Origin of the sequence: Staphylococcus marylandisciuri, assembly GCF_025519785.1 — a bacterium.
GTDB lineage: Bacteria > Bacillota > Bacilli > Staphylococcales > Staphylococcaceae > Staphylococcus > Staphylococcus marylandisciuri.
The window spans coordinates 132,205-157,691 of sequence record NZ_JAOPKZ010000005.1 but is presented as its reverse complement, the minus strand read 5'-3'; the positions used below and the strand labels follow the sequence as shown (position 1 = coordinate 157,691).

Genomic DNA, 25,487 nt, shown 5'->3' with positions numbered 1-25,487 from the left:
TACCTCCTACATTTCAAAGATTGAATATTTTTCAGCTTGTTTGTCGTTAACAATGCCGTAAATCGCGTCATTATCTAATTTCATTTCAATTCTTACCGTTTTCATTCTCGGGCTATTTTCGAATGAATGTGTGTGTAGAATTTGTGTTGTGAGGTTTGCACTTAATCCGCTTAATCCATTTAAACCGCTTGTAACGTCAGATAAACTAGGTAAACTTAAAACTGGATTAAATGCTTTTGTTAATTGTCTAGCAACGTCGACAACTCTACCAACTGCATTTTGTCCCTCTTGATCAACACCAATGCTTAACCCTTGCATTGTATAAACCCCAATTTGTTTGAAAACACGGGAAGGCGACTTAATGCCTAATAAAGATTTCGCTTTGTTAATAGCACCACTTACTACGCCAGTTACCGCCTCAGTCAAGGCACCTGCTGCATTTTTTACACCGTTAACTAATCCCATTATTAAATTTCTACCAGCATCAACGAATTGGCCGACAAAATTATTTACTGTATTTAATGCATTCTGTACCTTTTGTCTGATAGTATTATAAAATTCTGTCATTTTAGAAACGACAGTTGATACGATTTGACTGAATTTACTCGTTACAACTGAAAACATACTCGACAAAACAGAGCTTAAAATACTGTACGCTTGTTGGATTTTCGATGAAACCCATATATAAATTTCGCTCATTTTTTGACTTACAGTAGATGAGATTCTACTTAGTATTGAAGTAAAGAAACTATATATAGCATTCCAAATCGAAGTTACAAATGATTTTATAAGATTTAAAACAGTTATAATAATAGTTACTAATGTATTCCATGCCGTTGTTGCTACTAAAACAATTGTGTTCCATATTGTTTGTAAAAAGCTTAGAATTGCGTTCCATATCGTTTGTTGAACAATCAGTATAGTAGTTATTACAGTTGTGATAACAGTTACTAATAATTGCCAAGTTGTGATAGCTATTGTAACTATGTTAGTCCACAATGTTGACAGAAACGTTAGAATCACTTGCCATATCGTCGTGATAAATGCATAAAGTTCTGATATTTTAGTTGTAATGGTAGTAACTAATAACTGCCAAGTTACAGACGCAATTGTTGCTAATGCAGTCCACAAATTTATAAAGAAATTTTTAATAGAATTCCATAAATTGATGACGAAATTTCTAAAGGCCTCGTTTTTGTTCCACAACATAACTAAAATAGCTATCAATGCAATAATTGCTACAATAACTAGGCCTATTGGAGAAGTTAAAAACCCGATTGCAGAACCTAATATAGGTAACAGTCTGGACACAATTCCTATGGGTCCACTTAACAAAGTAAACACTCTACTAAGTAACGGCATCAATGTCTTTAAAAAGCCGAATCTAGCTATTAAAGGCTCTAAATACGAAACAATCCCAGTAATAATAGGAATCCAAGTCATCAAGACACCGCCAAAAGTAATTGCTAAGCCTATAATTTGAGCAATGATCGGATGCGTTTCAAATAACTTTGCCACAAAACCGGCAATCGCATTGACAATACTCAGTACAACGCTCGCAATAGGTGCCATCGCTGTACCAAAATTGACTAATACCATTATGATATTACCGATTAAACTCATAATCGTCGGGCCATTTTGTTGAACATAGTCTATAAACTTTTTAAATCCATCTGACTGAGCGACTTGTTCTGACCAAGCACGAAACTTACTAGCCATTTGTGCTAATGATTCAAATATAGTTTGTGAATTTGAACCGAAAGCCTTAAATAGATTAAAGATACCTAAGAATGTATCTCCAAAAATCTTACCAATAATTGGCAAATTAACCTTTACATAATCAATAAATTTTTGAATACCTTGCTGTGTCGACATTTTATTTGCCCACTCTTGAAAGGATGCGCCCATATTATTTAAACCGTTGGCCATAAACTCAAATAATGGCGCAAATTGAGTTAATATGTTAACAAGACCATCGCCGAAACGTCCTGCAGCACTTAATAAGCTCGAAAAGACTTTAACTCCTGATGTATTCATCGTTTCAAAAGCTTTTTTGGCTGTGCCAGATGATGATACCCATTTTTCAAAACTTTGCGCACTAGAATTAACCGCTTCAGAAACGCCTTTTAAGAAAGGACTTAAATTTTTTAAAGAGATTTGTAGACCATTCAAAGCTGATGACAGCGCACCAAAAATAGAATCAGCATTCAATCTAATTATGTTTTGCCATTCGCTTGTTACGCCTTCTAAGCTTTTTTTGTACGCGTTTGTCGCTTCACTAGCTTGTAATGTGCCATCTTCAAACATTTTGACTGCAGATATAGCCATCGCACCAAATCCAACTACGCCAGCACCTGCAATAGCAAAAGCACCTGCAAGACCTAACGTTCCACCACCGACAACACCTAACGCGTTACCTACTGCCATGATTGCTGGTACTAAGCTTGCAATTATTGGAATTAATGCACTAAATGATGATAACAGTGTACCTTTAATAATATTAGCTCCAATAGTCCCAAATGTACGGATTGATTTAGCTATACGATCCATCCGTTTTACAAAAACACCGCTTTGCTCGTTAAGGTAATCCAACATTTTTGAAAATGGATTATTTGAACCTTTTTTCTCCACATCAACTCGAACTTTTTTTCTGTTCGGTATGCTTCGTAGCAACGCTTTAAATCGTCTAATCTTATTATTAGCAACGCTGTCTTTAACTTCTAATTCTGTATTGACTGTTTTACCGTCTAATTTGTTAATTTCAGCTTTTGTTTTATTGAATTTAGATACAAAAAGTCTATCTTGTAAATCGATAGCTGTTTTAACTGATTTGTTATCTAAAAATTGTAAGGCTTTTTCATAATTTTTCAGTTTAGTTTCAGCTATTTTTGTACTTGCATCTATCGTCGCATTCGCTTTTTTGCCGTCAATTCTTTCTAAAGCTAATTCCGCTTGTTTAACTTTTTCTTTAATTAGCTTGTCATCGGCTTTCAGTTCAACATCTTTAATCCTAGCTATTGTTTTTTCATATTGACGCAACGTTTGAATCGCTGTTTTGATAGCTTTTTTAAACTTACCTGTGTTTGCCTTCAAATCAGATGAAACGGTATAGTCTTTGTTAGACAATCAACGCACCTCCTCGCTATCTAATACTGTTGTTAATCTCTGCTATTGCTTTGAAAAAATCGTTATTTTCAGGTTCCACTTCTTCTAGCTCATCAGTAAATACAATCTTTTTGCCATCCAGTAAACGATTGTAATTAACTTCGTAATCCAATATGTCGTTTGGACTTTTAAACCTGTATACTTCTTTAGGTTCCTTTTCAGTCCCCTCATTCTTCGTTGCAGCTGCATCACGTATCGCAAATGCTAGCTTGTACCGTTCATATTCTTCTTTCAAAACGTCGAATCGTAATGCGTACATGCGATAGTTAAACTCAGTCAATGTCATTTCATTGATTTCTTTTAAATTGGTCATTTTCAAATCTGACATGCACGCGATTACAATTCTGCTGTATGTTATTATTCTTCCGTCACTGTCTCCGCTTCCTCGCCTTTCAGGTGATCCTGTACTAGGTCGCGGGTCAATGGTCGCTCCCCCAAAACATCAATGATGGCTTGACCAAACTTCTTGAACGAACCATATTCATCACGCGCATTGATTAATACTTCTTCAAGCTCTTCGTCCGTTTTTGGGCGCCCTTTTTGTCCTAAGGTTGCAGCATTAACGATTTTGGCTAAACCAATAATGTTTCCGCTTTCTAACTTAGGAATTAGCATTGATAAGCCCTCGCCTAGATTAACCTTTTCAACATTCAATCCTAATGCTTGGTCGATAGATGTTAATTGACCTAGTCCAAACTTCAATTCTAATTCGTGCTTTCCATTTTTAACTGTAACCATTTAATAAGCCTCCATAATTTGAATTTATCCAATAAAAAAACGGACATTTAAGCCCGTTGATTATTCTGCTGAAATACTAACTGATTTTGCGTTAGGTACTGCTTGCACATTCGATGGTTTAGCAACTAATGACATCGTGTCGTCACTTGAATCAACTGTAGGTTGTGGAATGTTTTGTGTAACTTCTGTTGCCGGGTCGTCTTTTGTTGTGTTGTGGAATCGGTATCCTGCAAGTTCAAGTTTCGTTTTAATCGTTTCAGGGATTGTCGCATATCCACGTTGATACTTACCGAAAACGTTAAATTCTGTTTCGTACTCATCGACGCCCTTGACTTCGCCTTTAGACTCAAACTTTTTGAATTTACCTTGATAATATTTCGCTTTGAACTTACCTTCGTTTTCGCCTTTACCTTCTACTTTGCTTTCAATTTCCCACGCTTCATAAATGATGCCGTCACGAACTGCGTCCTCAACTTCATCAGCAAAACTGTCACGATAGTCCATTTTAGCTGTTGCCGAAATGGTATTTTCAAGTGATCCGCCAGTCGAGTAAGAATCATCCATCGTATCTTCGTTTTCAGAATCAGCTTCAAGTGACACGCTGTATTCAGTTAAAAACATCATCTTTTTAGCGTCTACTTTTTGACCAGCAATTCTAAATAAAAACAATCTATCTTTACTGTCTTTTTTAGCCATTCATTATGACCTCCTGTTTAAAATAATTTGTAGGTAGCAATAAACACCGTATGTAGCAACTGTTTATCGCTGTTTTCTACATCATTTAACGTCTTAATATCTATGTTATCAATCATTAGTTGATAACCTTCCGCACTATCGATATTAGACAACTTGGTATCGAGTAAATATACAATACTGTCATGTTGTCCTCTATCGTCTGCGTATGTCCAAAAATCAATCGTAGCGGTTAATACACCACCGAAATTTTCCATATTGTACTTAGTTTTAGTTATATCTACATTTCTAACAACGAAAAAAGGATATGATATATGAGTGTTCAATTCTTTAAAATCGATAACATCAAATCCATATCCCTCTAATGTTGAATAAATGTAGTCAAACAAAGCTTGTTGCGCTGTGATTTTTAACATGTAACACCTCGCTAGCTATTCAACAACCGTCTTAAATCTTCAAGCGTTGATTTTTTTAATGTTTGGTATGTTGGAAACATAAATGGTGCTGCCTCCATATACCGTGTACCAAATTCTAAGAATCATTTTGTTATCGTAGTGGCTTTTTATCCTCTACTTCTTACTGTTACCAGCAAGTTCGGCGTACCTTTTCAACCAATAAAAAAGACAACCTTTATATTGGTTGCCGGACACTCTTGGGAATATTATATTTATTCAATTCCTACGCTCTACAATACTGTATAGCCTTTCGCAATCTATTCAGTTATCTCGGGGTTGTCTTTAGAATATTCTTTAATTAAATCAATGAAATTAATATTGTTATGCTTATACCCCCATACAACATGTTGAGGAATATTAAGTTTTCTTGCCCATTGCATAGTAGTGAGCTTTTGTCCATTATATTCGTGCCAAACGTTAAATGAAGTATTCCAACGTTGTTCTTCCATTGGTATCCATTTAAAGAGTTCCCCCGATTTTGCCCGGTAATAATCTAAACCATTACTAGCTTAGACGGGATTCTGTTTCCCGAGTAATGAGCAGTAGAAATGACACGATAGTGTAGCTCTCCCATTTCCTTCACTTCTATTGACCTAGCTAGATTACCAGTCCAATAACCCTTATTCATCACTTTTTTAGCGTTAGATACTGCAATTCCAACACCTTCAATAGCATTGTTTTTTAGAATTACATCAACATCATCATCTATGCCATCGTACATTTCTTCTAAGTGACTTAATAATTCTTTAAATCCTCTAGACTGCATTAAAAAAGCACCTCGCTTATAAAAAGTGAAGTGCTATGATTATACACACGAATATCCATGACTTTGTATTTTCTGCCTTTTAAAAATACATGTGTAGGCTCAAGTTTCATCGAGTTAGGTAATCTAACTACTGATACATCTTTCGCCATTTCGCCAAATTCGAGCTGAGTACGCTTTTTTGACAACTTGTTAACATTACACGGTATTTTTGCGTATGTTTTGTAGGTGGTTTCTTTCTGTTTAGTTGAAGGATTATATTTACTTCTCTCTTCAACGACAAGCTCAACTCTTTCTGAATGCCTCAATAAAAATTCACGCTCCCTCGTTTGCTCGAATCACGCTTAGGATACAAAGCATCTATAATACTTTGATACTCTTCAAAATCGTTACGTTCAAACGTGTTGCTACGTCCATCTTGCGAATCTATAGACATACCTTCCGCGCCAATACGGTTGTACCGTTTTGTCGAAACTTCAACGACTATGAATCGCAATCTATCAGGAATGCTGATTGTGTCTACTGGCAATCTTGATAGTAATTCAGCATATACATTGTCGATGATAGATCTTAGTTGTTTATCTTGCTCACTATCATTTAATCCAATTCGACTTTTAACGTCCTCTAAGTAACTCATCTCAATCACCACTATTCAACTGTGATAGTGATTTGTGCTGTTTTGTTACTGCCGTCTTTTGTCGTTGCTGTAATTACCGCTTTACCAGCTTCTAAAGCGTTAATCATTCCTGTATTTTCATCGACCTGTACTGTTTCAGGTTTGTTAGACACATAGCTTAATGATTTATTAGTTGCTGTGGAAGGTGCGATATTTGACTCTAGTTGTTCATGTGAGCCTGCTTTAACCGTTTTAGTTTCAGGAACAAAGCTAATGCTTGTGATTAAAATTGAATTTGTAGTAAATTCAGGTACATTAACTTTTTCTGACTCTTTACCATTTTCTTCAAAAGCCACTTTGTATTTGCCTTTAGAGTAAGTTGTTGCGGGTTCTAAGCCCGTAAGGCTCACATTAACACGCCCTTCTCCTACTGCCGAAGCAACAACTTCATCATTGCTATACACTTTAAGTTTTCTGCTCATTTAAATACCTCCTATTTAATTTTCAAATCCCCTATTCAACTGAAAGGTTGACCGATTTTGCATTCGGTGTGATTTCAATTTTTTAGGGCTTACGAGGGTAACTTGTCCGCTTCTTCTGCTTTGATAGACACTTTGATAACCGCATCGATATTTTCAGGGAACATTAAAATAGCAGATGCATAAATAGTATCTGATGTTAAGCGTTGTGGTTGAATATCATGTAACACTCCAACAAAACCAGTTGCGTCAGTTGCAAATGCAAAAGCACGTGAAAGTTCACCACGAGGGTTGGCATATGCTACATTTAAGTTTTCAGCCACTGTCATCCACACTTCGCCTTGTGGAACATCTGCAAACTCTACAATTTTAACGCCTACATACGGTGTTAAAAGGTTTAAACCGAACTGCGCACCTATAGAGTTAATAAAGCCATTTGCTAGATATTCAGCTGTGTCATTTGGATTAACAAACGCAATAGGTACAACTTCATCGTCTAATACCACTGACAAGTTAGCACGTCCCTTAGATAAAGCATCTTGTAATTTTTTAGCCTTTAACTCTGCTTTATTAGTACGTTGTTCGTTTTCGATTGCTGCTTTTAACGTTCCAAAAAATTTAGCCCGGAATTTTTTCTGAACATACTTAATCATTTCATTGTCAGTTTGATTAATTGCTAAATCATAACCATGCGCTTGAATCGCCTCTGCTGATGTCGATTTACGATATTTAGCAAACTGCAATTCAGAAATAGCAACTTGCTCACGGGTAACTTTTGTTAACGGAATCACGTCACCTTCTGCAACCTCACCGTTAGGTTTTTCAGAATCTACTACTTTGAATCGATATTGTTTAACTGCTGAACCAATGTTCATCGGAATTTTGTTTTGAATTTCTAACGCTTCGAAAAGCTTATTCAATTGAATACCTAATTTGTTAGCAAAATCGATAGACTTTGCCTTCCCTAATGCTTCCACATTAATTAAATTATTTTCTACTGGCATAAATATTTACCTCCATTTTTTAGTTGAATAAGTGCATGTTTTGCGCGATAGCACTTTGTCGTTCGCTATCGTCTTTAATCGCAAGAATTTCATCTCGGCTTAATCCGTACTTACTGAAAGATTTCGGCGAATTTTGTCGTAATGTTTCTTGTACTTTCTTTTGAACCATTTCATCAAGAATCTTTGTAAGGTTGTCAACGTTGCTTTTTGTCGTTTCAGCGCTATTAGACACAACAATGTCTAGTAACTCATCACTTACGTCAATATCTTTGTCTTTGAACATCACGCGAGCTTCTGAACGCATCTCGTTCATAGCCTTTTCAGCACGCAATTGTTTCAATTCTGATTCTAGCTTTTCGCGTTCGTATTCTGCCTTTTGATCCTTGTTCATTTTAGCTAACTTAGCAGCTTCTTCCGCTTTTTCTTTCGCATACTCATCAGCTTTCTTCTTTTCTTGCGCGACACGACGTTCAATGATTTCATCGACTTTCTTTTGTTGTTCGGGCGTGAAAATTACTTCGTCTTTTTTGTCTTGTTCTTCGTTTTCAGTGTTTTTCTTAGTACCTTCATCGTCCGTTTGCTCTTTTGAAAAGAACTGTAAATTAAACTTAAGTTTATTTTCTTTCATGAGATATACCTCCATTTTTTAGTCTGTCGACTGCTATCCATGCACCTTTTAATGCCATAAGCACGTTCTGGGCAATAAAAAAAGCCACTGCAGTACAGTAGCTTAAAATTGCGTATAAAAATAGCACCTCAACCATTTTTATCGGTTAGGTGCTTAATCTAAAACTTCGATTGATTTTATTTCGCTTTCATCGATATCATATAATGAATTGCGATATTCAAAGTGGATAGAGTCTTCTCCACTTTCGTTATCCATTTCGTCATCATAGTTCGTAACTTTTCCTGTTAATCGCTGACCGTCAATAAAATCTATTGATACTTTTTTGCCGACATAAGTCCACAACTTCATCATTTATCTTCCTTTCCATTTGGTATGATGTGCGTTCCTGTTTTTGAATAATGTACAGTTCCAAATTTCGTTTCTTTCCATTCGCCATCCATATAGTCATTTCCGATGATTTCACCAAAATCAATGACTTCCTTGTTTTTCCATTCCCCGTTACGCTTAGTTAATAAACGACCATTCCCAATTTTTTGCGATAACAACGAATCTAATTTTTCGTTTTCTAATATAGTGTAACTAGGTATTGCCTTACCTTTTTGTAAATTCTTTTCCTTATAATCTTCGTACAATTTATGTCCTAACTGGTGTCTATTCTGTTTATTAGGGTTTAATTCAACTTTTATTTTACCACTATCAATGGCATCCGTCATTTCTTTTTTAGCAAATAGTTGCTTCGTTTCCTCTTCGTCTAATTTATACTTACCTTTACGTTTTTTAAAGAAGTCATCACGCCAGTTACCTAAACGTGGTATCGTCGTGCTTCGACAATGCGGATGCATAGGAGGAGCGTTAACACCTGGAACCATGTCCTTAACTTTGTATATTTTTTTATCATGGTGACGACACACTTTCGATGTCTTTTCATCACGTTTCGCTACAAACTCATATTCGCCATCTTCGCCTAGCGTTTCAAGGTATGATAATTTTTGTGCTTCCGTTTGCACACGTGCCGATTCAGTAACTAGCAAGCGTTTAGCGTCATGTGTGGTAGCACCTGTTTTCTTTTTGAATTCTGCAACGTACTCATTCGGGTGTCGTCCCCTGTTAACAACATTTGTTGCAACTCGTTCGACTTCCTTACGCACTAGATCCATATCGTCCCACAAACGCTCTGACCACGTTATGCCTTTGAAGTTACTATTAACAAGTGCCTTAATCTTTTTATCAGTAACATTGATGTCAGTACCTAAAATGCCTGATTGACGCTCAACTTCCCTATCAATAGCTTTAACTAACGACGTTTTTATGTGGTTTTCTACTTTGATGCTTGCTTCAGTCACTAACAAATCAAGATTCTGCTTTAACAACTTCTCACGTGATACATACATCTTAGTATTGTACTTTTTAAGTTGATTATTTGCTTCTTTGCTAAAGTCCTTATTTTTAACTAACGTTTTAGCTTTGTTTTGAAAAGCGACGACATCAAATTCATCAACTATCTTTTTTGCTTCGGCAATCGTAAGACCTTCAGCGGTCGCGTATTTAGCGTAAAATGCAAGTAACTCTTTAGCAATCTCAGCGTATAGTAACGTTACTATACGCTGCAATTCAGCCGCTGCCTTTGCATCTTCTATAAGTTCACTATTGATTGTATTTTGCGTACGCTTTAACCAGTAATCGAGTGAATCAGCCATTAGAATCATCTACATCGGTATGATTTTCAAAAGCTTTACCATATCCTCGTTTATCTGCTTGCTTCTCTCGTTGTGCTTCTTCTTCGTGCATCTTCTCAAGTTCTTCTTTCGGATTATCGATAAAGTCTAACAAGCTCAAACGAGTACGTTCAGATACGCCACCGTTAAGCGCGTTAAACGCATTAATCGATTCCATCATAGACTTTGGTAGGTTAGATGTGAAAGTAATTGTTAGATCTGCGTAATTATGTTGCTTTAATCCCGTTAAATTAACGTTATTCAATATCAACTTATAACGCTTCATCAATCCCTTCTTAAACAACCGCTCTTTAATCGCTCTGACTTGTTCAAGACCGAATAGCTTGTATTTCATAGCTTCTCCGGACTGTACACCACTAAACTGTTCGTCATTTAAATCCGGTGTGTTTGTATATTTGTGAATATCGTTCTGCAATCGTTTTTTATACGCTTCAACGCCAGTAACATCATACTGTTTATAAACGTATTTAACTTCTGCCTTACCTTCCGAGCCGTTTGCATTAGTACCTGGCTGGATATGAATCATATTCGCGTCTCTAAATACTTTAGCATCTTCTCCGTCTAAATCTACATTACCGATAATCGCAAGCATAGCATCGTTTAAATCAGTCATATAGTTAGCTGTATCAGACTGCGCACTATCGTATAAGTCAATCAAAGTAATAACATTCTCAAAGTCACCTTGTTTGAATTGGTCGTTGAGGTATTCGATGATAGGAACATCGTTGTAGTAATGCTCTACTTCTTCCACGCGGTGATATGTACCACCTTTAATTTCGATGTAGTAAATCCTATCTGTCGTATAAACTTCGACATGTTGAACCGGTACTTTGTCCTTATCTTGCTTTTCAAAGTACCTTACGCCTGCAACAACTTTTTTATCTAGCGTTTGGTCATATACAACAAATGTACTTTTAGGATCTAACACTTTAAATGTGTCTTTATCTTCAAAGTCACGATATACAATCTCATAAGCCCGTCCATAAATAGATAAATTCAACGCCAAATCACTGTTAACTTCATCCGCGTCATTCAAATCGTTCAGCTCAACGATTTTGTCGTTTGTTTGATTGTCTTGATGCGTAATCGTAATAGGATTACCCGTTAGATAACCAACAATAAAGCGTGACACATACTTCGCATAATTGTGTACTGCACGATGATCAGCCTTATCACCGTAATTTTGCAATCGACGTTCGCCACATAAGATATCAGTGTTCCTATTCAAGTAATAAGCTTCTAGCATTTCTAAACGTGGCACTTGTTCAGTTTGGTGTCTACTGACAAAGTTTCTGAGGTTTCCCTCTTTTAATAATTCCGCTAAGTCACTGACAACAAAGTCATCATTTGCTAGCGGAGAAAACTTTGTATTAATGTTATTGATTGTATATGCAGTCATTGTTTTTCCTCCTTAAAACATACTTTTAATCTTACGTAATGTGTTTTTATTTTTTTTCTTATTGTTTTTCTGTATGGTCAACGATTCTACTGCGTACCTTAACGCATCGATACAGTGGTTGTAAGTGTCGACAGGCTCGTTGTAATATTCATCCGTGTTTTTGTCTTTTTTCCATGTATAATTATCAAATTCTTCAATCGTTTTATAACAACGTTCATCAATAATAATGTCAAATTGACTAATAAATTGAATGCCTGCCATGACGCTGTCTTTACCTTTCATCGCAGGAACAATTCTATTTATACCGTTTGTTTTGATTTCCATAATACTTTTTTGTTCAGCTGAATCAGCCGTTATTTTTTCTTTCGAGTAACCTAAGTCATTGATGACTTGTGCAATTTCGTTGTTTAGCATTCCTTTTTTAACGTATTCTGCCATAACGTAAAGCTTTTTGTTGTCGTTATCTATTCTCACATGAATAAAAGCACTAGCATCATTGACATATCCAAAGTCTAAACCAAAATATGAAGGTAAATGACCTACTTCTTTATCGCTAATTATTCGCTTTTCGTACTTAGGAAACACCAACTTATCAAGTGTTGCAAATTCACCTAATGCATAAATTTTGTAATATGCAGGGTTACGATCTGCTAATATTTCAAGATTCCGTCTAGTAGGCTCATCTAAAAACTTATTGTCTTTGTAAGTAGATTGTTGTATAAGTGTGTCTTCCATTTTTTGACCATGTTCAAAAAAATACTTAAAAACCCAGTTAAGCTTGCTAACCGGGTTAAACATTAAATATATTTGTTTGTGTTTATGTTTACGTTCTCTTAAACGTAATGTTAATTGCGTGTAATCATTTAATGTAAATTCTGACGCCTCTTCCATTACTATGTCGGATAATCCTTTGATTGATTTAATTTTTTCGGGATTATCTAAACCTTTGAATAAAAAAGTAGCACCATTTGGTAAAACTACAGTGTTATCTGTCTTGTTCCACTCACACATGTCCCAAATACCAAAATCTATTAAACAACTCTTCACGTCCTCAAATAAACTATCTTTAATTGTGGCTTGTACTTTTCTTAGCCACAAAACCTTTCGAGGCGTTTTCCAGTCCTTAAGTGATTTTAATACAACTTTTTGTACTACACCATGCGATTTTCCACTTGAACCACCACCATAATGAACTTCGGTAAAGTTGTCGTAATTAAACAGTATTTTAAATATATTCTTATTAAACACTTTGGAAGGGTGTTTAAAATTTAATTTAATCTGTGTCATCATACTCACCAATATCGATTTCAATATTACGTTGAGTGATTTCTTGTTTATCAGTCCACATTACATAGCGTTTCCCTAAAAGTTCAGCTGCTTTATTTGCATCAGATAACTTTGAAGGTATCTCTACTATTTCTGCAACATCTTCTTTCTTAGTCTGTTTTTTACCACGAACCCATTTTGATTCTTCTTTATTCAAAGTGACAACAACGTGCTCTTTATGCTCTCTTCTCATAACTGAAGTCAAATATTGCAGAATCTCGTCCTGTTCTGCTATCGTTTCTTTCTTTAATTCTTCCAATCTTGCATCAATATAGGATTTTATACCAACATTTCCCAACAATTTACTACTATTTTTATTTGCATAGTTATGACTATATCCAGCATTAATTGCCGACTGATAAGCATTACCTGTTCTAATATATTCATCAGCAAACAACTGTTGCTTAAGTGTTAATTTCATATCAATTTATCACCTTCTCATCGCTAATTGCACTAAATTTATATTATACATAAAAAAGACGCCTCTACGGGCGCCTTCACGTTCACATCTCGAAAGGAGGATTCCATGCATCGTATGCATCGTATGGAAGAAATCATCGTCGTACATTGCTGCACACTATTAATATAATATAATTAGTCAATATCGTACATAACCTTAATATACCTTATATTCATGTGACATTTTAAATTCGATTCTTTTCATCAATTCACAATGTTTATTACGTATATACTGCTCTGAATATCCTAACTCTTCAGCAATGTCTGCTATCTTATACCCATCGATAAATCTCAATCTAAGTATCTTATGTTCTAAACCTTCAAATTTATCTATAACCTCAATAATTTTTTTTTGTCTATTTTGTAATGTTTCTAGTCGGTCATTTATTACATTCAATTCATCAATCACATTATCTGTTTGCTTAATACGTGTAAGAAAGTCGTGTTTTTTACCCATACGCCCGCCACTAATATCAACCGCTCCCCAATTATCGATTTCGTCATAGCATATATCTTTTCGCAATTTTAAACTTTTTATTTCTAATTTGTTTTTTCGATACATGTTGATGAGTTCAATCATTTATTCACTCCCTCTCAAAGTCTCCCTCAACATCTCAACCTCATATTCTTTCACTTTCAACCATGCTACCTACAAGAAGAAGTGATATGAATATTAGTATGATAACTAGCCACACTACTCGGACACCTCCGCTTTAAAGTTGTTTAAATGTATATGATCATCAATGTAAAAATCATTCGGTACTTCCACGTCGTCATTCGCTGTTAGTATGATGATTAATTGTTCCGTTAGGTATTTGCCTAACTCATATAGCGCTAATGTGATAAGTAAATTTATAATACGTTTAATCATTTAATTCTCTCCTTCTAATTCCTCATCGTGTTAACATTGCTGTTAACTTTTTCTTTGACCAACTTTTTAAAGGTGGGAAGTAGAACTCAACTGTCAATTTAATATCTCTTTCGCTCTGCAAGTTTAACATTTGATCTGCAATGAATTTTTTATGTTGTGTGTAATGACTAGGCATATAAGTTTGCGCAAACTGTTTTACTCTTCTGAAACGGGGTCTAGGCGACCCCATAGGTTTATCAAAGTGTTTTTCACCCTTGTAAAAGATTTCTATTCTTGTTTTCGCCAATTAATCAACCTCTAAAATCGTCAAAGCTTGCCGTATGTCACGTTCAAGTCTTTTTTTAATATATAAGTCGTGTAACTTTTTATTGTCGCCCTGCGCCCACTCAATCATTTTCTGAGCATATACATCTGAACACTCAAGATTTTGTTTCAAAAACTCTTTTGTAATTACCATGCGTCACGCTCCCTATAATCGTCGCCGATAACATTAACTTTTCGACTACCTTTTTTCATTCTGGAATTGATTCTGTGCCAATGCATATCTTGATTAAGTTCTGAATCTTTAAAGTTAGTTGTAAAGATATTGTTTTTATCTTGCCGATTATTGATAATGTCATACAACATAGATAAATCGTGGTCGCTATTGCTAACTCCTATATCATCTAAAACCAACAAATCTAAATTAACGAGCTGCTTCTTTAAATCTTCAAACGTTTCAGATGATTTTTTGTTATATGTCGCTTTGATTCTAACCATCAAGTCAGGTATCTGCATAAAAGCGACTGTATACCCTTTATTTTTAATCGCTTTAGCTATTGCGTAAGCTAAGTGCGATTTACCAGTACCATAACTACCTCTAAAAAGTATTGATTTCATTTCACCTTTTTTATTCGAAAAGTTAGTAACGTAATCAATAGCTGTTTGCTTAGCATGTTTTTGTGAATCGTTGTTAACTTCATAATTATTAACAGTTGCTTCTTTAATAGATGGATTAACAGTCGATTGATTAAATATATCGTCTATTCTTTGTTGCTTACGTTTAAAAGTTGCTTCTTTCCCCATTTCTATCAGTTTACAGTCACAACCATCTTTATACTCGTAACCATTATCAAATTTATACCAGTCATAATCCCTACCGCATTTATCACAATGTAACCCTGTTTCCTTCTCTACGATTTCGTTTTTAAATTGTATTCTCTCAGCTATTTTTTCAAAAGGATTCATTTTCATTCCTCCCAATAGCTCATGTCATACTTCATACGTTCCAATTGATCCACACCACTTAATTTAGGCGTCTGATTAAGGTAACCCTCAAATTTTGTGCCAAATAACGTTTCGGGTCTCAGATACTTCTCCATGTCTGTACCTTCCCATTCCGATACTTTGTTATCAATTGCTTTTTTAAAATCATCTAGTGTAAAGCCCTCATCTGTTCTAGCTCGTATGACTGTTTGATTCTTCTTAGTAGTTGATTTGTATTGCTTACCTGTTTGTTTATTAAGATAGTCGATAACATCTCGATAAGGATATACAGTCGGGTTGCCCGACAATGTATTACCGTCATTATTAGTACTGTTATTATTAGTTAAATCATTATTAGTTCTATTATTATTAGTAGTATGCGATTTACCATTAACGGTTTTTCCATTGTTGGTTTTACCGTTAACGGTTTTTCCAACGTTGGAAAATCGAATGTGGTGCGGTTGCTCATATACCAAGTACTCATAGCCATTCAACCTACCACTTTTATCACGTTTTCTATTACGTTGTATATATCCAATTTCTTCCAATTGCTTGATTCCACTCTTTAAACCGCTAAGTCCATCAGTTGAATGTTGCTCTAGTTCTGTTTCGTAAATTTGCCAGTCATCAGGTCGGCTTAACAAATAAAGTAAAATGCCTTTAGCTTTCCAACTTATATTAGAATCATGTATAAAATCTTTGTGTACTGTCACAAAGTTACCTGACTCTTTGTAAACTCTAAATGTGGCCATCTTTTTTATCTCCTTTCTGGTATAATTGATAAAAATATGACTAGGAGTGAATAATTTGAAAAAATGTTTTGTAGTTTGTCCTATAGGCGCTGATGACTCTAAAGAACGCGCTCAATCAGATTCATTATTGAAACATATTCTTGAACCCGTTTTAAATGAGTTTAACTTTGAAGTAATAAGAGCCGATAAAATTAACTCGCCAAGTATCATTACAGACGACATATTGAAACATCTAAATGAAAGTGAATTAGTAATATGTGATATGTCTAGTCATAATCCAAACGTTTTTTATGAATTAGGTTATCGCCACGCTATTAACAAAACATGTATCACAATGGTTCATAAGGATGAATCAATACCTTTCGACTTAAGTCAACACCGTACAATTAAATATTCAAAAGATATTGACGATGTTGAAAAAGCTAAAAACCACTTATCTGAAATGCTTAGTACATACGAGAATGACGGTTATAACGAATCAAATATTTCCACAAATAGTAATCAAACTTCAAATGGTGAGTTGCTAAGACATTTGATAGATATTAAAAGTGAAATATCTGACTTGAAAGACTTATTAAAAAATAGTCCGTCTAATGATATACCAAATGAGGCTATAACTCCTTTTATGGCTATGATGTTTGAAGATCCAGATAAATTCCAAAAAGTTATGAATATAGCTCAAGAATTTAATCAATAACCTTTTCCTTTTATGAAGCCTTCTAAATATTTAATGCGGGCTTCTTTTTCTCTTAATAATTTTTGTTGATATTTTATATAGTTGATAGCGAAACGTATCAATATTTTGTTCATTTTAACTTCACTCCTTTCAACATTTTATTGAGCCTCTCGTCCACATTAACCCAGCTCTCATGCAAATGGTATTTGTCGTTAAAGCTATCAACCCCTATGTTGTGCTGTTCTGTATGATGTCTATGGCATAGCGCAAGCACCTTGTTATCCGTATGGTCTATTTTGCGTCGCTTTTTGAGATTATCATTTTGTCGTCTTCCAACATTTTCAAAAAGCTTTTTACTTTGTTGTTCGACCAATTCCATCGCTCGCATAACTTCCTAATGCTTGTTATTTTTTGACCTCTTTTGACCAAAATAAGTTCATTTCCAAGTAGCACTTTTTTGTCTTTGTGATTAACCATCAACAATATATCGATCCATGCTTCAAATCTTGAAAATTTTCTTTTCTCTTTAAAAAGCCAATGATCTTCAATAGACCTATGAAGACTAATCCAACCAGTCATTTAATCACGTCCCTAAAACGGTAAGTCGTCATCACTAATATCAATCGGACCATTCGCATTATTGAATGAATTCTCGCCAACCGGTGGCTGTTTTTGTTGGTATTGATTAGTTTGTGCTGGCTGACTGTATTGTTGTTTCTGTTGATTATTTGAATAGCCTGCTTGATTACTCTCGCTATTCTTAGACTCTAAAAATTGAACGTTGTCACAAACAACTTCCGTTACAAATACACGTTGACCTTCTTTGTTTTCGTAACTGCGTGACTGTAAGCGACCGTCAACACCTGTCAGACTACCTTTGTGCAGATAGTTATTGACGTTTTCTGCCGTTTTGTTGAATGCAATACAGTTAATAAAATCTGCTTGACGTTCTCCTTGTGCATTCGTAAACGTACGATTGACTGCCAACATAAAGCTACATACACTGAGCCCAGACTGTGTCGTGCGTATTTCTGGGTCTTTAGTTAAACGTCCAGTTAAAACCACTCTATTTAACATTTATAAGCCTCCTATATAGACAGGTACACCACTTACTTTCTGTACCTCGTCTTTGATTTTTTGTGCGTTTGAACTGTTGTTACTTAGATGAATCAAATGAATTTCTTCCAATTTCGAAAGATCATTTGCTTTCAGAAATTGAATTGCGTATTCTAAGCTAAAATGCGAGTCCATGATCCTATTTGCCAAAGCTTGATGTATCACACCGTCTTTGACATTCTGTTGCATTTGCTCGTAAATATAATTGATTTCAAGCAACATATGTGTAACACCTTTAAATTTGTACTTAACGTACTTAGTATCCGTCACGTACAAAACTTTATAGCCTTTATCACTTTGCATCAGAAAGCCCACAGGCTCCGCTACATCGTGTTCTATATCAAAAGGTAGTATTTCCCACGTGCCTACTCTAAAAGCTCTCTTAGCCTTGATTACGTGCAATCTGTGGCTAGTAATAGCCAATTGATTTAAAGTACCTAAAGTTGCATAGCATTCAATTCCGTTTTCAACAAACTGTTTTGTATACTTAGCATGATCGCCATGCTCGTGTGTGATAAGACAACCTGCAATGTCTCTCGTCCTAAACTTCAAGTGTTTTTGTACCTTCTGGTAATTAACACCTGCCTCAATCAACAGGGACGTGCTACCGTCGTTTAAACGGTAGCAATTACCACTTGACCCTGTCGCTATAACATCAACTGCTAAAATGGTTCTTCTTCGCTTTCTATAGTTTGTGCTGCAGATTGTTTTTCAGGCTGTTCTACTTCAACAAAGTGATCGATTGGTTTCGCTTCTGCTACTTCTTCAAATTCAGCTTCTTCTACATTAGTATCGCTGAAGTCTAATAGCTCTTGATTAGCATTCTCTTCGACTTCTGCATCAAATATCTCTTTCCGTTGACGTTGTTCAGAGTCTTTAATCTGTGTAGCAAGTAAACTTGAATCATCCGAACTGTTTAGTAATTTTTTACATGCACGATTAATAACTGTCTTTTTAGCCATTTCTTGTGGAAAACGTCTGTGTGTCCCTTTTTCTGAAAATTTACCATCAAATACTGATTGAGATTGCTTCCACGCCTCTTCGATTTCTTTGATAGTCATGATTTCAGTATAGTTTTTATTATCTTCATCAAACACGACAGTAGCATATGCTCCAATCAGTTTTTGGTCGCGATTACCAAATGATTGCGTGTGTTCTAAATCTACAATTTTGCCGTTTCTAGTTTTATACTTGACTTCGTCGCCTTCAAATATAACTTCTGCATTAATCTCTTTAGCGCCAGTCACACGTTTTGTAACTGCCATAGTTCCCATATACGAACGTTGAAATTGTACTTTGTCTTTATAAACGATAAAGTAACCTTGATTTTTAGCAGGATTGAGTCCCTGCACAACCATATCCATTAGCGCATTTGCAACACTATTGGGTGTTACAAACGATAAAGCTGGTTTATAACCATCTTTTTTTGAACCTTTCAACTCTTGCAACTGCAACATAGCAGATTTCATTGCATTTTCTGGCGAATAATTTGGTGGAAAACGTAGGTCTCCTTTAGACTCTAAAGTTTTTACTCTGGAAAGTACGTTATCCCCCATTTTATTATTTTTTAATAACAATTCGTTTGACATTCTAATTCCTCCATTATTTCAATAATTTGTAAGGCTCTATCTCTAACTTGTTCGCAATGCGTTAAGACTCATCGACCATTGTCAAATGCTTGTAGTTTTCAGATACGATCAACTGAATTTGTTGCGCATCAGTATCAATAATATCCGTCACAGATTCCGCATTGTCTATGAAGATTGGCGCTGTCACATTGTAGTGCTTAGATAGTGTATTGATGATGTCTAAGCCCACATTAATGCGTGCTGCATTATTTAACCCTGCGCCGTATTCAACACCGTCATACGTAGTCACGCATGTTTCTTCGTGTTCGCCATTTACTAGCTGATTGAATAATTTAAAGCTAGCCATCTCAAATTTATCGTTGATGTTTTCTTCAAGTGCCTTGATTTTAAGTTGAGTGAACAAATTCAATTGATGGAGTTGATGAGATAATTTTTCTTTTTCATCGAGTAACGCATCTTCTTTTAAGCGAAGTTGGGTGATGCGTTGGTGTGTTCGCTCGTTAGACTTAATTAACATCAATTGCTCATCATACGCAGACTTTTGTTTTTGTAATTCTGCAATTTGATTGTCAATAATATCTATATCTATTTGAATAGCTAACATGATGTTCTGACGATCTTGTTCAATTTGACTGATTTCTGATTCAATCAATTTATATTCGTCAGTCGCTGTAACGTCAGTCTTATTCGCTTTCAGTTCGTCAATTTGGCGCTGAATTTTTTCAGACTTTGTGTTTGCATCTTCAACAAGTTTTTGATACTTGCTGATTTCTGCGTTTATATCTTCAATGATTGGTTTGATTTTTTTGCCATCTTTTAACATAGAATCTTTACGTTCGGCTAGAGCTTCGAGTTCAACGGATTTATCTTTGTTAAACTTTTCTAGCGCTCGTTGCTTCATTGAATCAATTTCGTCATCTGGCAACTTCTGACCGCAACATACACACCTATAATTTTGTGTGTACTCAAACTGTTTTTCTTTCAGTTCTTTATAATTAGCATCAACTGACTTATAATCAGCTAGCAAAACTTTACGTCTTTTTTCTTCATGTTCAACTTCTTGCTGTTTGCCACGAATTTTTGATGTGTAGTTTAACACTGTACTTTGTTCAGCATTAAACTCATTTGTTAGAGAATGTATCTTGTTGTCAGTTTCGGCGTTGTGATTATCTCTTAAACGTTTTAATTCAGCCTTTTTATCGGCTAATTGATTCTTAAGCTCAATCTCTTTACCGCCGTTCTCCAATTCTATTTTTTTGGATTTGAGAGTTTCTATTTCTTTTTCAAGCTCATCCAACTTGTTTTGATCAACTGGCTCAACTTTTTCTAAGCCCTCTATTTCTTGGTTTATTCTTGTAGGTATATCTTGAATCTCTTTATTAATTTGTTTGATTTTATCTCCGATAATTTTCTTTTTTGTCTCAATATCATGTTCGCTTAATAAGTCTTTTAAACTGCTTAACTCATCATTTGATTTAATGATGTCCTCATCATCAATTGAATCTGCAATGTCAAATAGCAATTCTCGTCGCTTTCTCCAATCTAAATCATTGAAAGCTGCAGGATTTGTAATCAACTTGAATACATCCGCATCAATCAAATCTTTAATACGATTTTTGAAATCTGTTACTTTGACAGGTTCCTCATTGATGAATTGCTTTTTAGTGCGTGAGCGATTATATTCCTTGCGATTTGTCTTTTGGTTCGTCGTGTATTTAGGACGACTTTCTTTTCTTAAATGTAACGTATTATCATCAATAGAAAATTCCGCTTCTACTGTTGGAATTAATTCGTACTGTTCCTTGTTATCAGAATTAACCGGAACTGGATTAAATGACTTAGTAGATCCATCTAACCCTTTATCAAATAATAACCACTGTAATGCTGTTGCTGTGGTTGTCTTACCTGTACCATTAGCACCATATATTTTGGAATCATGGCCATTAAAATTAAATGTTTTTTCTGTGATCCCTGCAAAGTCTTTGATTTTTAATTTATTTAGCTTTAATTTCATGATTAACTACCCCCGCAAAATTTGAAATCTTCTTATCTTTTTTGAAATACATTTGCTTATTCTCCTATTTCGTTGTATATTGAGGATAGTTTATTTGGTAAATTACTATCCTCTTTAGTACTCTGTAATTTTAGGTATGAGGTATACTTATAACATGCCTAGACTGATTGCTAGTTGCTGCTAGCAATTAGTCTTTTTTTATTTGAAAAAAATGGTCGCTGAAAAATAAGTAAGTCATCATCGCCAAAAGTGCCCCGCAAGCTACACCTTTTATAGCGTCATTTAAAAGTAATGCGAAAATCAATGACGTTACCACAAACATGGCGTTAGCAATTAAAAATGATTTCATGTTATCTCTTCCTTCCGATAATTGCTTCAAAGTTTTCACTGATAAAACGACTCATCTTCCTTGCGTTAAACCGCCATCGATTGAAACTTTCATCAGGATAATGTGCTATGCCTAACTCTTTTAATTGCTTTTCAAATTTCGGATTATATAAAAATTTGTTTTTGATAGTGTCGTCAGATGACATTTTTAATTTCTTTTTCAAATCTTTTAAATCCCAAACTGGATCATTTGCTAAGTCTTCCAGTTCTCGTACTTTTTCTCTTTCAATTAGTACTAAGCCATCTGGAATAGGAACTGTAACTTGAAGTGTCTGAGTCATGTTGTTTCCTCCTTTATCTGCTACGCCTGCTTACCTAAAAATTTATTAATAAAATATTGTTGACCTTTACCAGTCACTTTAGGTGTTTTACTAATAGATACATGGCCGTCTGAATGTGTAATCGATGTTTCTTTAATTTCGAATAATTTTAGCTCCATCGAGTATTGAGTAGGCATGTTATAATCAACGCCTTTTCGTTTGATTAGAAATCCATTTTGTCTTAGCCATTCAAATAACCTACGTTGTCCGATTTCTACACCGTTTTGTTTAATAATCTTTGCTAGCTCCCCGACTAATATTGATGTTTTAGTAGTTGCTACTGCGTCAGCAAAAATTACTTTTGGTTTGTCTTTCTCGATTTGTGTTTCTAATTGCTCGATTGTGCTATTTGCTATCTTCAATGCACGTTGCATTATCATTTCTGGACTATTCCATGCTTTTTCGACTTGGATAAAATACTGTCTCGCCCGTTTTCCAGGCTCGCTTCGCTGAATCATTGCGATTTCTTTTGCTGTGTCTAATGTCAATGCATGGTCGATATAGTGAGTCATATTACCTTGAGCTGTTGCTCTTTTTTGAGCAATAGCTGTATAATCTGTGTTTTCTTCAAATCCATATTTGAGCATTCTTGGAAACCAATCTTTATACGCGGTCTTAACTTCTAACGCTTGATGTAGCTCTCGGCCACTAATTGCGATTTCTCCATTTTCTTTTTCTTTTATATTGAACATTTCCGATATTTTCGGCTTAGTTTGTAAATCTTGCATATTTCAAATGCTCCTTTCTGTTAATATATTGTTATCAACCTAAGGAGGCGATAATTATGGAATTAAAGCATGAATGTGTTCGTGAAGTCCTTTTAGTCATAGAAAAAGAACATACTTTGCACGGAATTTTAGAAAATACTGTATTTGAAAATAATATTCCGGAATTTTCTAATGAAGATATTGAATACTGTCTGAGACTTTTAGCTGACGCTAAATACATTAATGCTGATTTCACTATGGATGGATATATTGTTTATGGAATGACGTTTGAAGGTCATTCATTACTGGATACCATTAGAAACAATACGGTATGGGAAGAAACACAAGATCGCGTTAAAAGGTTTGGTTCTATTTCCATTCCGGTTCTGCAACAGCTAGCTTCATCAATATCCAAAAAATTACTTGGATTAGAGTAATTTAAATTCAACACCGTCTATTTGAACAAACAAATTATCTAAATCAGGGTTTTCCTTTTTGAAAAATTCAATTCTAGGTTTGTATCCACTTACAACAGATTCGTTTAAGTTGGTTACACTCCAAAGTCTTCTATAACCTACTTCGTCATAGTAGTAATAGATGACCTTTTTTGTATTTTTCATTTCCTACACCTCCCATACTCCTTATTTTTGAACACTATTTTGATTTGTATATAAAAGCTTTTGAGCGAGCAGTTGAATACAATCAAACTATTGTCGATGCACAAAAGAAGAAAAAACCTGGACAAAAATCTAACGGTCTTAAAATCAGAAATGATTTAAGAATTTAATCTTCGTAATAAGCGTTGAGCATGCGAGCTAGTACTCTGCAGTCCTCTTCGCTTATATCGTTTTCAACGAAAAAAAGTTGAATTTTTAAAAATAATACTGGAATACGAATACCTTCAAATTCATCTTTAGTTAGCGACCTCAAATCTATTTTTTTCTCTTCCATAGTAGTCCCTCCTTAAGTTTTTTGGTGCTCTTTGTTACCATTTTGGTGACATCTGGGCAAAAAAATTTCTTCCATTGTTTTACCAAATAACTTTGAAATAATAAACATTTCATCCGATGTGAAAGCTGTTTTGCTTCGTTCTTTGTTGATGTATGAGTTTCGGCTAATGCTTAAAATTTTAGCCATTTCATCTTGGGTATATCTCTCTTTTCTTAATCCGTAAAGTTTATGCTGCATCTGTTTAGCACCTCCTTGCAAATATAACTATAGCACCATATCGGTGACATGTAAATAGTCTTTTGCAAATTTTTTTGTTATTTTGATAAAAAAGCTACCATTTTGGTGACATTTAATGTACAATTAATTTAACAAAACGATGGAGGAAAACGGAAATGAATCATGAAGAACTAGCAATTTATATTGGAAATCAGATAAAAAAATTTAGAGAGAAACGTGGTTTAACTCAACAAGGTTTAGCTGATAAATTGAATGTTAGTCGACAAGCTGTAAGTCGGTATGAAAAAGGTCTAAGAAAAGCTAATCAAGATACACTTTTTGAATTATCGCACATATTGAAATGTAGCATTGATGATTTCTTTCCAAAAAATGATGTAGATGAAAAACCTCAAACTTTAGCAGCTCATTTAGAAGGAGAGTTAAAACAAGAGGATATTGACTATATCATGTCTCTAGTCGAAAGATTTAAAAACGAAGATAAATAAAAGGGGAGATATATTTGTCTAAGTATGAACAGCTATTAATAGAGAATCAACATATTAAAATTAAAGATACTGTTAAACTTCCATATGGTTATAAGGGTTTTTATTCTGACCAAGTCATATTGATTGACGATAGTTTGACAGAATATAAAAAACACGAAACATTAGCAGAAGAAATAGCACATTATAAAATTACAGCTGGTAATATTTTAGATCAATCAGATGTTTTAAATAAAAAACTCGAACTAAAAGCTAGACGACTTGCTTATGCATCGGTAATTACGTTGCAAGGTATAATAAATGCCTTTGATTATGGGGTTGAAAATATACATGACTTAGCTTTATATTTTGAAGTTAGTCAAGAATTTGTACTAAACACTATAAATCACTATAAACAAAAATACGGTTTATTTGTAAGGTGTGGTGATTGCTTAATAAAGTTTGAACCTTTGATTGTATGTAAGGATATTAATTAATGTAAATTTTCAGAATAGAAGGAAAATAATATTATTTATATTAAGTTTTAAATATACAAATTATCATTACTTTAATATAAATTAATTCAAATTTTAGTACTCTGTAATTCTAGGTATAAGGTATACAAATTCAAACAACCAAATAGTCCGAGGTAAGTTTTAGTACTCTGTAATTTTAGGTATGAGGTATACAATCAAGAGAA

Annotated in this window: 37 protein-coding genes and 2 pseudogenes; 4 read left to right on the top strand and 35 right to left on the bottom strand. The window is 34.7% G+C overall.

Going from position 1 to position 25,487, the window contains the following annotated elements; genetic code table 11:
* Positions 1-6: 6 nt before the first annotated feature.
* From N9R04_RS04325 to N9R04_RS04210, 23 genes are all read right to left on the bottom strand, one after another.
* A complete protein-coding gene (locus tag N9R04_RS04325) occupies positions 7-3,126 on the bottom strand; it encodes a phage tail protein (RefSeq protein ID WP_262855312.1) in 3,120 nt (1,039 codons plus the stop codon).
* Between the two features lie 16 nt (positions 3,127-3,142).
* On the bottom strand, positions 3,143-3,493 hold the full coding sequence (locus N9R04_RS04320; protein ID WP_262855311.1) for a hypothetical protein: 351 nt from the start codon (positions 3,491-3,493) through the stop codon (positions 3,143-3,145).
* 29 nt (positions 3,494-3,522) lie between these two features.
* On the bottom strand, positions 3,523-3,903 hold the full coding sequence (locus tag N9R04_RS04315; RefSeq protein ID WP_262855310.1) for a tail assembly chaperone: 381 nt from the start codon (positions 3,901-3,903) through the stop codon (positions 3,523-3,525).
* Between the two features lie 60 nt (positions 3,904-3,963).
* The gene (locus tag N9R04_RS04310) at positions 3,964-4,599 is read right to left on the bottom strand and encodes a phage major tail protein, TP901-1 family (RefSeq protein ID WP_262855308.1); all 636 of its coding nucleotides are present in this window, start codon (positions 4,597-4,599) and stop codon (positions 3,964-3,966) included.
* 17 nt (positions 4,600-4,616) lie between these two features.
* Positions 4,617-4,985 carry a hypothetical protein gene (locus N9R04_RS04305; RefSeq protein ID WP_262855307.1) on the bottom strand — a complete coding sequence of 123 codons (369 nt, stop codon included), beginning with the start codon at positions 4,983-4,985 and terminating at the stop codon, positions 4,617-4,619.
* A gap of 323 nt (positions 4,986-5,308) precedes the next feature.
* Entirely contained in the window at positions 5,309-5,500 is a 192-nt protein-coding gene (locus N9R04_RS04295) for a hypothetical protein (protein ID WP_262855306.1), read from the bottom strand.
* Positions 5,501-5,544: 44 nt separating this feature from the next.
* Complete coding sequence (locus N9R04_RS04290; RefSeq protein WP_262855305.1) at positions 5,545-5,817, bottom strand: HK97 gp10 family phage protein; 273 nt, start codon at positions 5,815-5,817, stop codon at positions 5,545-5,547.
* A complete protein-coding gene (locus N9R04_RS04285; RefSeq protein ID WP_262855304.1) occupies positions 5,817-6,122 on the bottom strand; it encodes a hypothetical protein in 306 nt (101 codons plus the stop codon). The genes N9R04_RS04290 and N9R04_RS04285 overlap by 1 nt, the downstream gene beginning before the upstream one ends.
* Positions 6,119-6,451: a phage head-tail connector protein gene (locus N9R04_RS04280; protein ID WP_262855303.1), complete on the bottom strand. Its 333-nt coding sequence runs from the start codon at positions 6,449-6,451 to the stop codon at positions 6,119-6,121. The genes N9R04_RS04285 and N9R04_RS04280 overlap by 4 nt, the downstream gene beginning before the upstream one ends.
* Before the next feature lie 11 nt (positions 6,452-6,462).
* A complete protein-coding gene (locus N9R04_RS04275) occupies positions 6,463-6,912 on the bottom strand; it encodes an Ig-like domain-containing protein (RefSeq protein WP_262855302.1) in 450 nt (149 codons plus the stop codon).
* An 89-nt stretch (positions 6,913-7,001) separates the two neighbouring features.
* Positions 7,002-7,913, bottom strand: coding sequence for a capsid protein (locus N9R04_RS04270; RefSeq protein WP_262855301.1), 912 nt, complete (start codon positions 7,911-7,913; stop codon positions 7,002-7,004).
* Positions 7,914-7,932: 19 nt separating this feature from the next.
* Positions 7,933-8,541: a DUF4355 domain-containing protein gene (locus N9R04_RS04265; RefSeq protein WP_262855300.1), complete on the bottom strand. Its 609-nt coding sequence runs from the start codon at positions 8,539-8,541 to the stop codon at positions 7,933-7,935.
* 153 nt (positions 8,542-8,694) lie between these two features.
* Complete coding sequence (locus N9R04_RS04260) at positions 8,695-8,889, bottom strand: LSM domain protein (protein WP_262855299.1); 195 nt, start codon at positions 8,887-8,889, stop codon at positions 8,695-8,697.
* Positions 8,889-10,238, bottom strand: a complete 1,350-nt coding sequence (locus N9R04_RS04255; protein WP_262855298.1) for a minor capsid protein — start codon at positions 10,236-10,238, stop codon at positions 8,889-8,891. The genes N9R04_RS04260 and N9R04_RS04255 overlap by 1 nt, the downstream gene beginning before the upstream one ends.
* Positions 10,231-11,676 (bottom strand): phage portal protein, encoded by a 1,446-nt coding sequence (locus tag N9R04_RS04250; RefSeq protein WP_262855297.1) that lies wholly within the window; start codon positions 11,674-11,676, stop codon positions 10,231-10,233. Before N9R04_RS04250 ends, N9R04_RS04255 begins: the two co-directional genes overlap by 8 nt.
* Positions 11,677-11,688: 12 nt before the next feature.
* Positions 11,689-12,963 carry a PBSX family phage terminase large subunit gene (locus tag N9R04_RS04245; protein WP_262855296.1) on the bottom strand — a complete coding sequence of 425 codons (1,275 nt, stop codon included), beginning with the start codon at positions 12,961-12,963 and terminating at the stop codon, positions 11,689-11,691.
* On the bottom strand, positions 12,950-13,423 hold the full coding sequence (locus N9R04_RS04240) for a terminase small subunit (protein WP_262855295.1): 474 nt from the start codon (positions 13,421-13,423) through the stop codon (positions 12,950-12,952). The genes N9R04_RS04245 and N9R04_RS04240 overlap by 14 nt, the downstream gene beginning before the upstream one ends.
* Positions 13,424-13,618: 195 nt before the next feature.
* Positions 13,619-14,041, bottom strand: coding sequence for a sigma-70 RNA polymerase sigma factor region 4 domain-containing protein (locus N9R04_RS04235; RefSeq protein ID WP_262855294.1), 423 nt, complete (start codon positions 14,039-14,041; stop codon positions 13,619-13,621).
* 114 nt (positions 14,042-14,155) lie between these two features.
* Positions 14,156-14,332 carry a transcriptional activator RinB gene (gene rinB / locus N9R04_RS04230; RefSeq protein WP_262855293.1) on the bottom strand — a complete coding sequence of 59 codons (177 nt, stop codon included), beginning with the start codon at positions 14,330-14,332 and terminating at the stop codon, positions 14,156-14,158.
* A 22-nt stretch (positions 14,333-14,354) separates the two neighbouring features.
* The gene (locus N9R04_RS04225; RefSeq protein WP_262855292.1) at positions 14,355-14,618 is read right to left on the bottom strand and encodes a RusA family crossover junction endodeoxyribonuclease; all 264 of its coding nucleotides are present in this window, start codon (positions 14,616-14,618) and stop codon (positions 14,355-14,357) included.
* The gene (locus N9R04_RS04220; protein WP_262855291.1) at positions 14,619-14,789 is read right to left on the bottom strand and encodes a hypothetical protein; all 171 of its coding nucleotides are present in this window, start codon (positions 14,787-14,789) and stop codon (positions 14,619-14,621) included.
* Positions 14,783-15,559, bottom strand: coding sequence for an ATP-binding protein (locus N9R04_RS04215; RefSeq protein WP_262855290.1), 777 nt, complete (start codon positions 15,557-15,559; stop codon positions 14,783-14,785). Before N9R04_RS04215 ends, N9R04_RS04220 begins: the two co-directional genes overlap by 7 nt.
* Positions 15,560-15,561: 2 nt before the next feature.
* Positions 15,562-16,329 carry a conserved phage C-terminal domain-containing protein gene (locus N9R04_RS04210; RefSeq protein ID WP_262855289.1) on the bottom strand — a complete coding sequence of 256 codons (768 nt, stop codon included), beginning with the start codon at positions 16,327-16,329 and terminating at the stop codon, positions 15,562-15,564.
* A gap of 55 nt (positions 16,330-16,384) precedes the next feature.
* Here N9R04_RS04210 and N9R04_RS04205 point away from each other — a divergent pair, with 55 nt between their 5' ends.
* The gene (locus tag N9R04_RS04205; protein WP_306439810.1) at positions 16,385-17,026 is read left to right on the top strand and encodes a hypothetical protein; all 642 of its coding nucleotides are present in this window, start codon (positions 16,385-16,387) and stop codon (positions 17,024-17,026) included.
* A gap of 109 nt (positions 17,027-17,135) precedes the next feature.
* Here N9R04_RS04205 and N9R04_RS04200 read toward each other — a convergent pair.
* The 9 genes and pseudogenes from N9R04_RS04200 to N9R04_RS04160 form a co-directional block, all read right to left on the bottom strand.
* Positions 17,136-17,351: pseudogene (locus tag N9R04_RS04200) on the bottom strand (putative HNHc nuclease); the annotation flags it as partial.
* Positions 17,300-17,584 (bottom strand): annotated as a pseudogene (locus N9R04_RS04195) (DnaD domain-containing protein); the annotation flags it as partial. The pseudogenes N9R04_RS04200 and N9R04_RS04195, both read right to left, overlap by 52 nt.
* A gap of 12 nt (positions 17,585-17,596) precedes the next feature.
* Positions 17,597-18,082 carry a single-stranded DNA-binding protein gene (ssb, locus tag N9R04_RS04190; protein ID WP_262855287.1) on the bottom strand — a complete coding sequence of 162 codons (486 nt, stop codon included), beginning with the start codon at positions 18,080-18,082 and terminating at the stop codon, positions 17,597-17,599.
* The gene (locus N9R04_RS04185; protein ID WP_262855286.1) at positions 18,083-18,715 is read right to left on the bottom strand and encodes an MBL fold metallo-hydrolase; all 633 of its coding nucleotides are present in this window, start codon (positions 18,713-18,715) and stop codon (positions 18,083-18,085) included.
* Between the two features lie 68 nt (positions 18,716-18,783).
* Positions 18,784-19,710 carry a recombinase RecT gene (locus tag N9R04_RS04180; protein ID WP_262855285.1) on the bottom strand — a complete coding sequence of 309 codons (927 nt, stop codon included), beginning with the start codon at positions 19,708-19,710 and terminating at the stop codon, positions 18,784-18,786.
* 61 nt (positions 19,711-19,771) lie between these two features.
* The gene (locus N9R04_RS04175) at positions 19,772-21,724 is read right to left on the bottom strand and encodes an AAA family ATPase (RefSeq protein ID WP_262855284.1); all 1,953 of its coding nucleotides are present in this window, start codon (positions 21,722-21,724) and stop codon (positions 19,772-19,774) included.
* Between the two features lie 187 nt (positions 21,725-21,911).
* Positions 21,912-22,073, bottom strand: coding sequence for a hypothetical protein (locus N9R04_RS04170; protein WP_262855282.1), 162 nt, complete (start codon positions 22,071-22,073; stop codon positions 21,912-21,914).
* 1 nt (position 22,074) lies between these two features.
* Positions 22,075-22,392 carry a DUF771 domain-containing protein gene (locus tag N9R04_RS04165; protein ID WP_262855281.1) on the bottom strand — a complete coding sequence of 106 codons (318 nt, stop codon included), beginning with the start codon at positions 22,390-22,392 and terminating at the stop codon, positions 22,075-22,077.
* Between the two features lie 20 nt (positions 22,393-22,412).
* On the bottom strand, positions 22,413-23,159 hold the full coding sequence (locus N9R04_RS04160; protein WP_262855280.1) for a phage antirepressor KilAC domain-containing protein: 747 nt from the start codon (positions 23,157-23,159) through the stop codon (positions 22,413-22,415).
* A gap of 56 nt (positions 23,160-23,215) precedes the next feature.
* Here N9R04_RS04160 and N9R04_RS04155 point away from each other — a divergent pair, with 56 nt between their 5' ends.
* Positions 23,216-23,575 (top strand): DUF2513 domain-containing protein, encoded by a 360-nt coding sequence (locus tag N9R04_RS04155; RefSeq protein WP_262855279.1) that lies wholly within the window; start codon positions 23,216-23,218, stop codon positions 23,573-23,575.
* On the opposite strand, the gene N9R04_RS04150 is transcribed toward N9R04_RS04155, so the two are convergent.
* The 3 genes from N9R04_RS04150 to N9R04_RS04140 form a co-directional block, all read right to left on the bottom strand.
* Positions 23,567-23,758, bottom strand: coding sequence for a hypothetical protein (locus N9R04_RS04150; RefSeq protein ID WP_262855278.1), 192 nt, complete (start codon positions 23,756-23,758; stop codon positions 23,567-23,569). The genes N9R04_RS04155 and N9R04_RS04150 overlap by 9 nt on opposite strands.
* Positions 23,759-23,921: 163 nt before the next feature.
* The gene (locus N9R04_RS04145) at positions 23,922-24,089 is read right to left on the bottom strand and encodes a hypothetical protein (protein ID WP_262855277.1); all 168 of its coding nucleotides are present in this window, start codon (positions 24,087-24,089) and stop codon (positions 23,922-23,924) included.
* A gap of 12 nt (positions 24,090-24,101) precedes the next feature.
* Positions 24,102-24,326: a helix-turn-helix transcriptional regulator gene (locus N9R04_RS04140; RefSeq protein WP_050330940.1), complete on the bottom strand. Its 225-nt coding sequence runs from the start codon at positions 24,324-24,326 to the stop codon at positions 24,102-24,104.
* Positions 24,327-24,481: 155 nt separating this feature from the next.
* On the opposite strand from N9R04_RS04140, the gene N9R04_RS04135 reads away from it, so the two are divergent.
* Complete coding sequence (locus N9R04_RS04135; protein WP_050330939.1) at positions 24,482-24,811, top strand: helix-turn-helix transcriptional regulator; 330 nt, start codon at positions 24,482-24,484, stop codon at positions 24,809-24,811.
* A gap of 14 nt (positions 24,812-24,825) precedes the next feature.
* Positions 24,826-25,284 (top strand): ImmA/IrrE family metallo-endopeptidase, encoded by a 459-nt coding sequence (locus tag N9R04_RS04130; protein ID WP_262855276.1) that lies wholly within the window; start codon positions 24,826-24,828, stop codon positions 25,282-25,284.
* Positions 25,285-25,487: the final 203 nt, after the last annotated feature.

Excerpts from the sequence above, each read along its gene's own strand:
- N9R04_RS04180 (WP_262855285.1), bottom strand. The coding sequence starts at position 19,710 with ATGTCAAACGAATTGTTATTAAAAAATAATAAAATGGGGGATAACGTA.
- N9R04_RS04250 (WP_262855297.1), bottom strand. The coding sequence starts at position 11,676 with ATGACTGCATATACAATCAATAACATTAATACAAAGTTTTCTCCGCTA.
- N9R04_RS04165 (WP_262855281.1), bottom strand. The coding sequence starts at position 22,392 with ATGACTCAGACACTTCAAGTTACAGTTCCTATTCCAGATGGCTTAGTA.
- N9R04_RS04145 (WP_262855277.1), bottom strand. The coding sequence starts at position 24,089 with ATGGAAGAGAAAAAAATAGATTTGAGGTCGCTAACTAAAGATGAATTT.
- rinB (WP_262855293.1), bottom strand. The coding sequence starts at position 14,332 with ATGATTAAACGTATTATAAATTTACTTATCACATTAGCGCTATATGAG.
- N9R04_RS04155 (WP_262855279.1), top strand. The coding sequence starts at position 23,216 with ATGGAATTAAAGCATGAATGTGTTCGTGAAGTCCTTTTAGTCATAGAA.
- N9R04_RS04135 (WP_050330939.1), top strand. The coding sequence starts at position 24,482 with ATGAATCATGAAGAACTAGCAATTTATATTGGAAATCAGATAAAAAAA.
- N9R04_RS04260 (WP_262855299.1), bottom strand. The coding sequence starts at position 8,889 with ATGAAGTTGTGGACTTATGTCGGCAAAAAAGTATCAATAGATTTTATT.
- ssb (WP_262855287.1), bottom strand. The coding sequence starts at position 18,082 with ATGTTAAATAGAGTGGTTTTAACTGGACGTTTAACTAAAGACCCAGAA.
- N9R04_RS04280 (WP_262855303.1), bottom strand. The coding sequence starts at position 6,451 with ATGAGTTACTTAGAGGACGTTAAAAGTCGAATTGGATTAAATGATAGT.
- N9R04_RS04245 (WP_262855296.1), bottom strand. The coding sequence starts at position 12,963 with ATGACACAGATTAAATTAAATTTTAAACACCCTTCCAAAGTGTTTAAT.
- N9R04_RS04175 (WP_262855284.1), bottom strand. The coding sequence starts at position 21,724 with ATGAAATTAAAGCTAAATAAATTAAAAATCAAAGACTTTGCAGGGATC.
- N9R04_RS04310 (WP_262855308.1), bottom strand. The coding sequence starts at position 4,599 with ATGGCTAAAAAAGACAGTAAAGATAGATTGTTTTTATTTAGAATTGCT.
- N9R04_RS04215 (WP_262855290.1), bottom strand. The coding sequence starts at position 15,559 with ATGAATCCTTTTGAAAAAATAGCTGAGAGAATACAATTTAAAAACGAA.
- N9R04_RS04270 (WP_262855301.1), bottom strand. The coding sequence starts at position 7,913 with ATGCCAGTAGAAAATAATTTAATTAATGTGGAAGCATTAGGGAAGGCA.
- N9R04_RS04210 (WP_262855289.1), bottom strand. The coding sequence starts at position 16,329 with ATGGCCACATTTAGAGTTTACAAAGAGTCAGGTAACTTTGTGACAGTA.
- N9R04_RS04275 (WP_262855302.1), bottom strand. The coding sequence starts at position 6,912 with ATGAGCAGAAAACTTAAAGTGTATAGCAATGATGAAGTTGTTGCTTCG.
- N9R04_RS04150 (WP_262855278.1), bottom strand. The coding sequence starts at position 23,758 with ATGAAAAATACAAAAAAGGTCATCTATTACTACTATGACGAAGTAGGT.
- N9R04_RS04220 (WP_262855291.1), bottom strand. The coding sequence starts at position 14,789 with ATGGTAATTACAAAAGAGTTTTTGAAACAAAATCTTGAGTGTTCAGAT.
- N9R04_RS04170 (WP_262855282.1), bottom strand. The coding sequence starts at position 22,073 with ATGAAATCATTTTTAATTGCTAACGCCATGTTTGTGGTAACGTCATTG.
- N9R04_RS04235 (WP_262855294.1), bottom strand. The coding sequence starts at position 14,041 with ATGATTGAACTCATCAACATGTATCGAAAAAACAAATTAGAAATAAAA.
- N9R04_RS04320 (WP_262855311.1), bottom strand. The coding sequence starts at position 3,493 with ATGTCAGATTTGAAAATGACCAATTTAAAAGAAATCAATGAAATGACA.
- N9R04_RS04255 (WP_262855298.1), bottom strand. The coding sequence starts at position 10,238 with ATGGCTGATTCACTCGATTACTGGTTAAAGCGTACGCAAAATACAATC.
- N9R04_RS04315 (WP_262855310.1), bottom strand. The coding sequence starts at position 3,903 with ATGGTTACAGTTAAAAATGGAAAGCACGAATTAGAATTGAAGTTTGGA.
- N9R04_RS04265 (WP_262855300.1), bottom strand. The coding sequence starts at position 8,541 with ATGAAAGAAAATAAACTTAAGTTTAATTTACAGTTCTTTTCAAAAGAG.
- N9R04_RS04290 (WP_262855305.1), bottom strand. The coding sequence starts at position 5,817 with ATGCAGTCTAGAGGATTTAAAGAATTATTAAGTCACTTAGAAGAAATG.
- N9R04_RS04160 (WP_262855280.1), bottom strand. The coding sequence starts at position 23,159 with ATGCAAGATTTACAAACTAAGCCGAAAATATCGGAAATGTTCAATATA.
- N9R04_RS04295 (WP_262855306.1), bottom strand. The coding sequence starts at position 5,500 with ATGGAAGAACAACGTTGGAATACTTCATTTAACGTTTGGCACGAATAT.
- N9R04_RS04140 (WP_050330940.1), bottom strand. The coding sequence starts at position 24,326 with ATGCAGCATAAACTTTACGGATTAAGAAAAGAGAGATATACCCAAGAT.
- N9R04_RS04240 (WP_262855295.1), bottom strand. The coding sequence starts at position 13,423 with ATGAAATTAACACTTAAGCAACAGTTGTTTGCTGATGAATATATTAGA.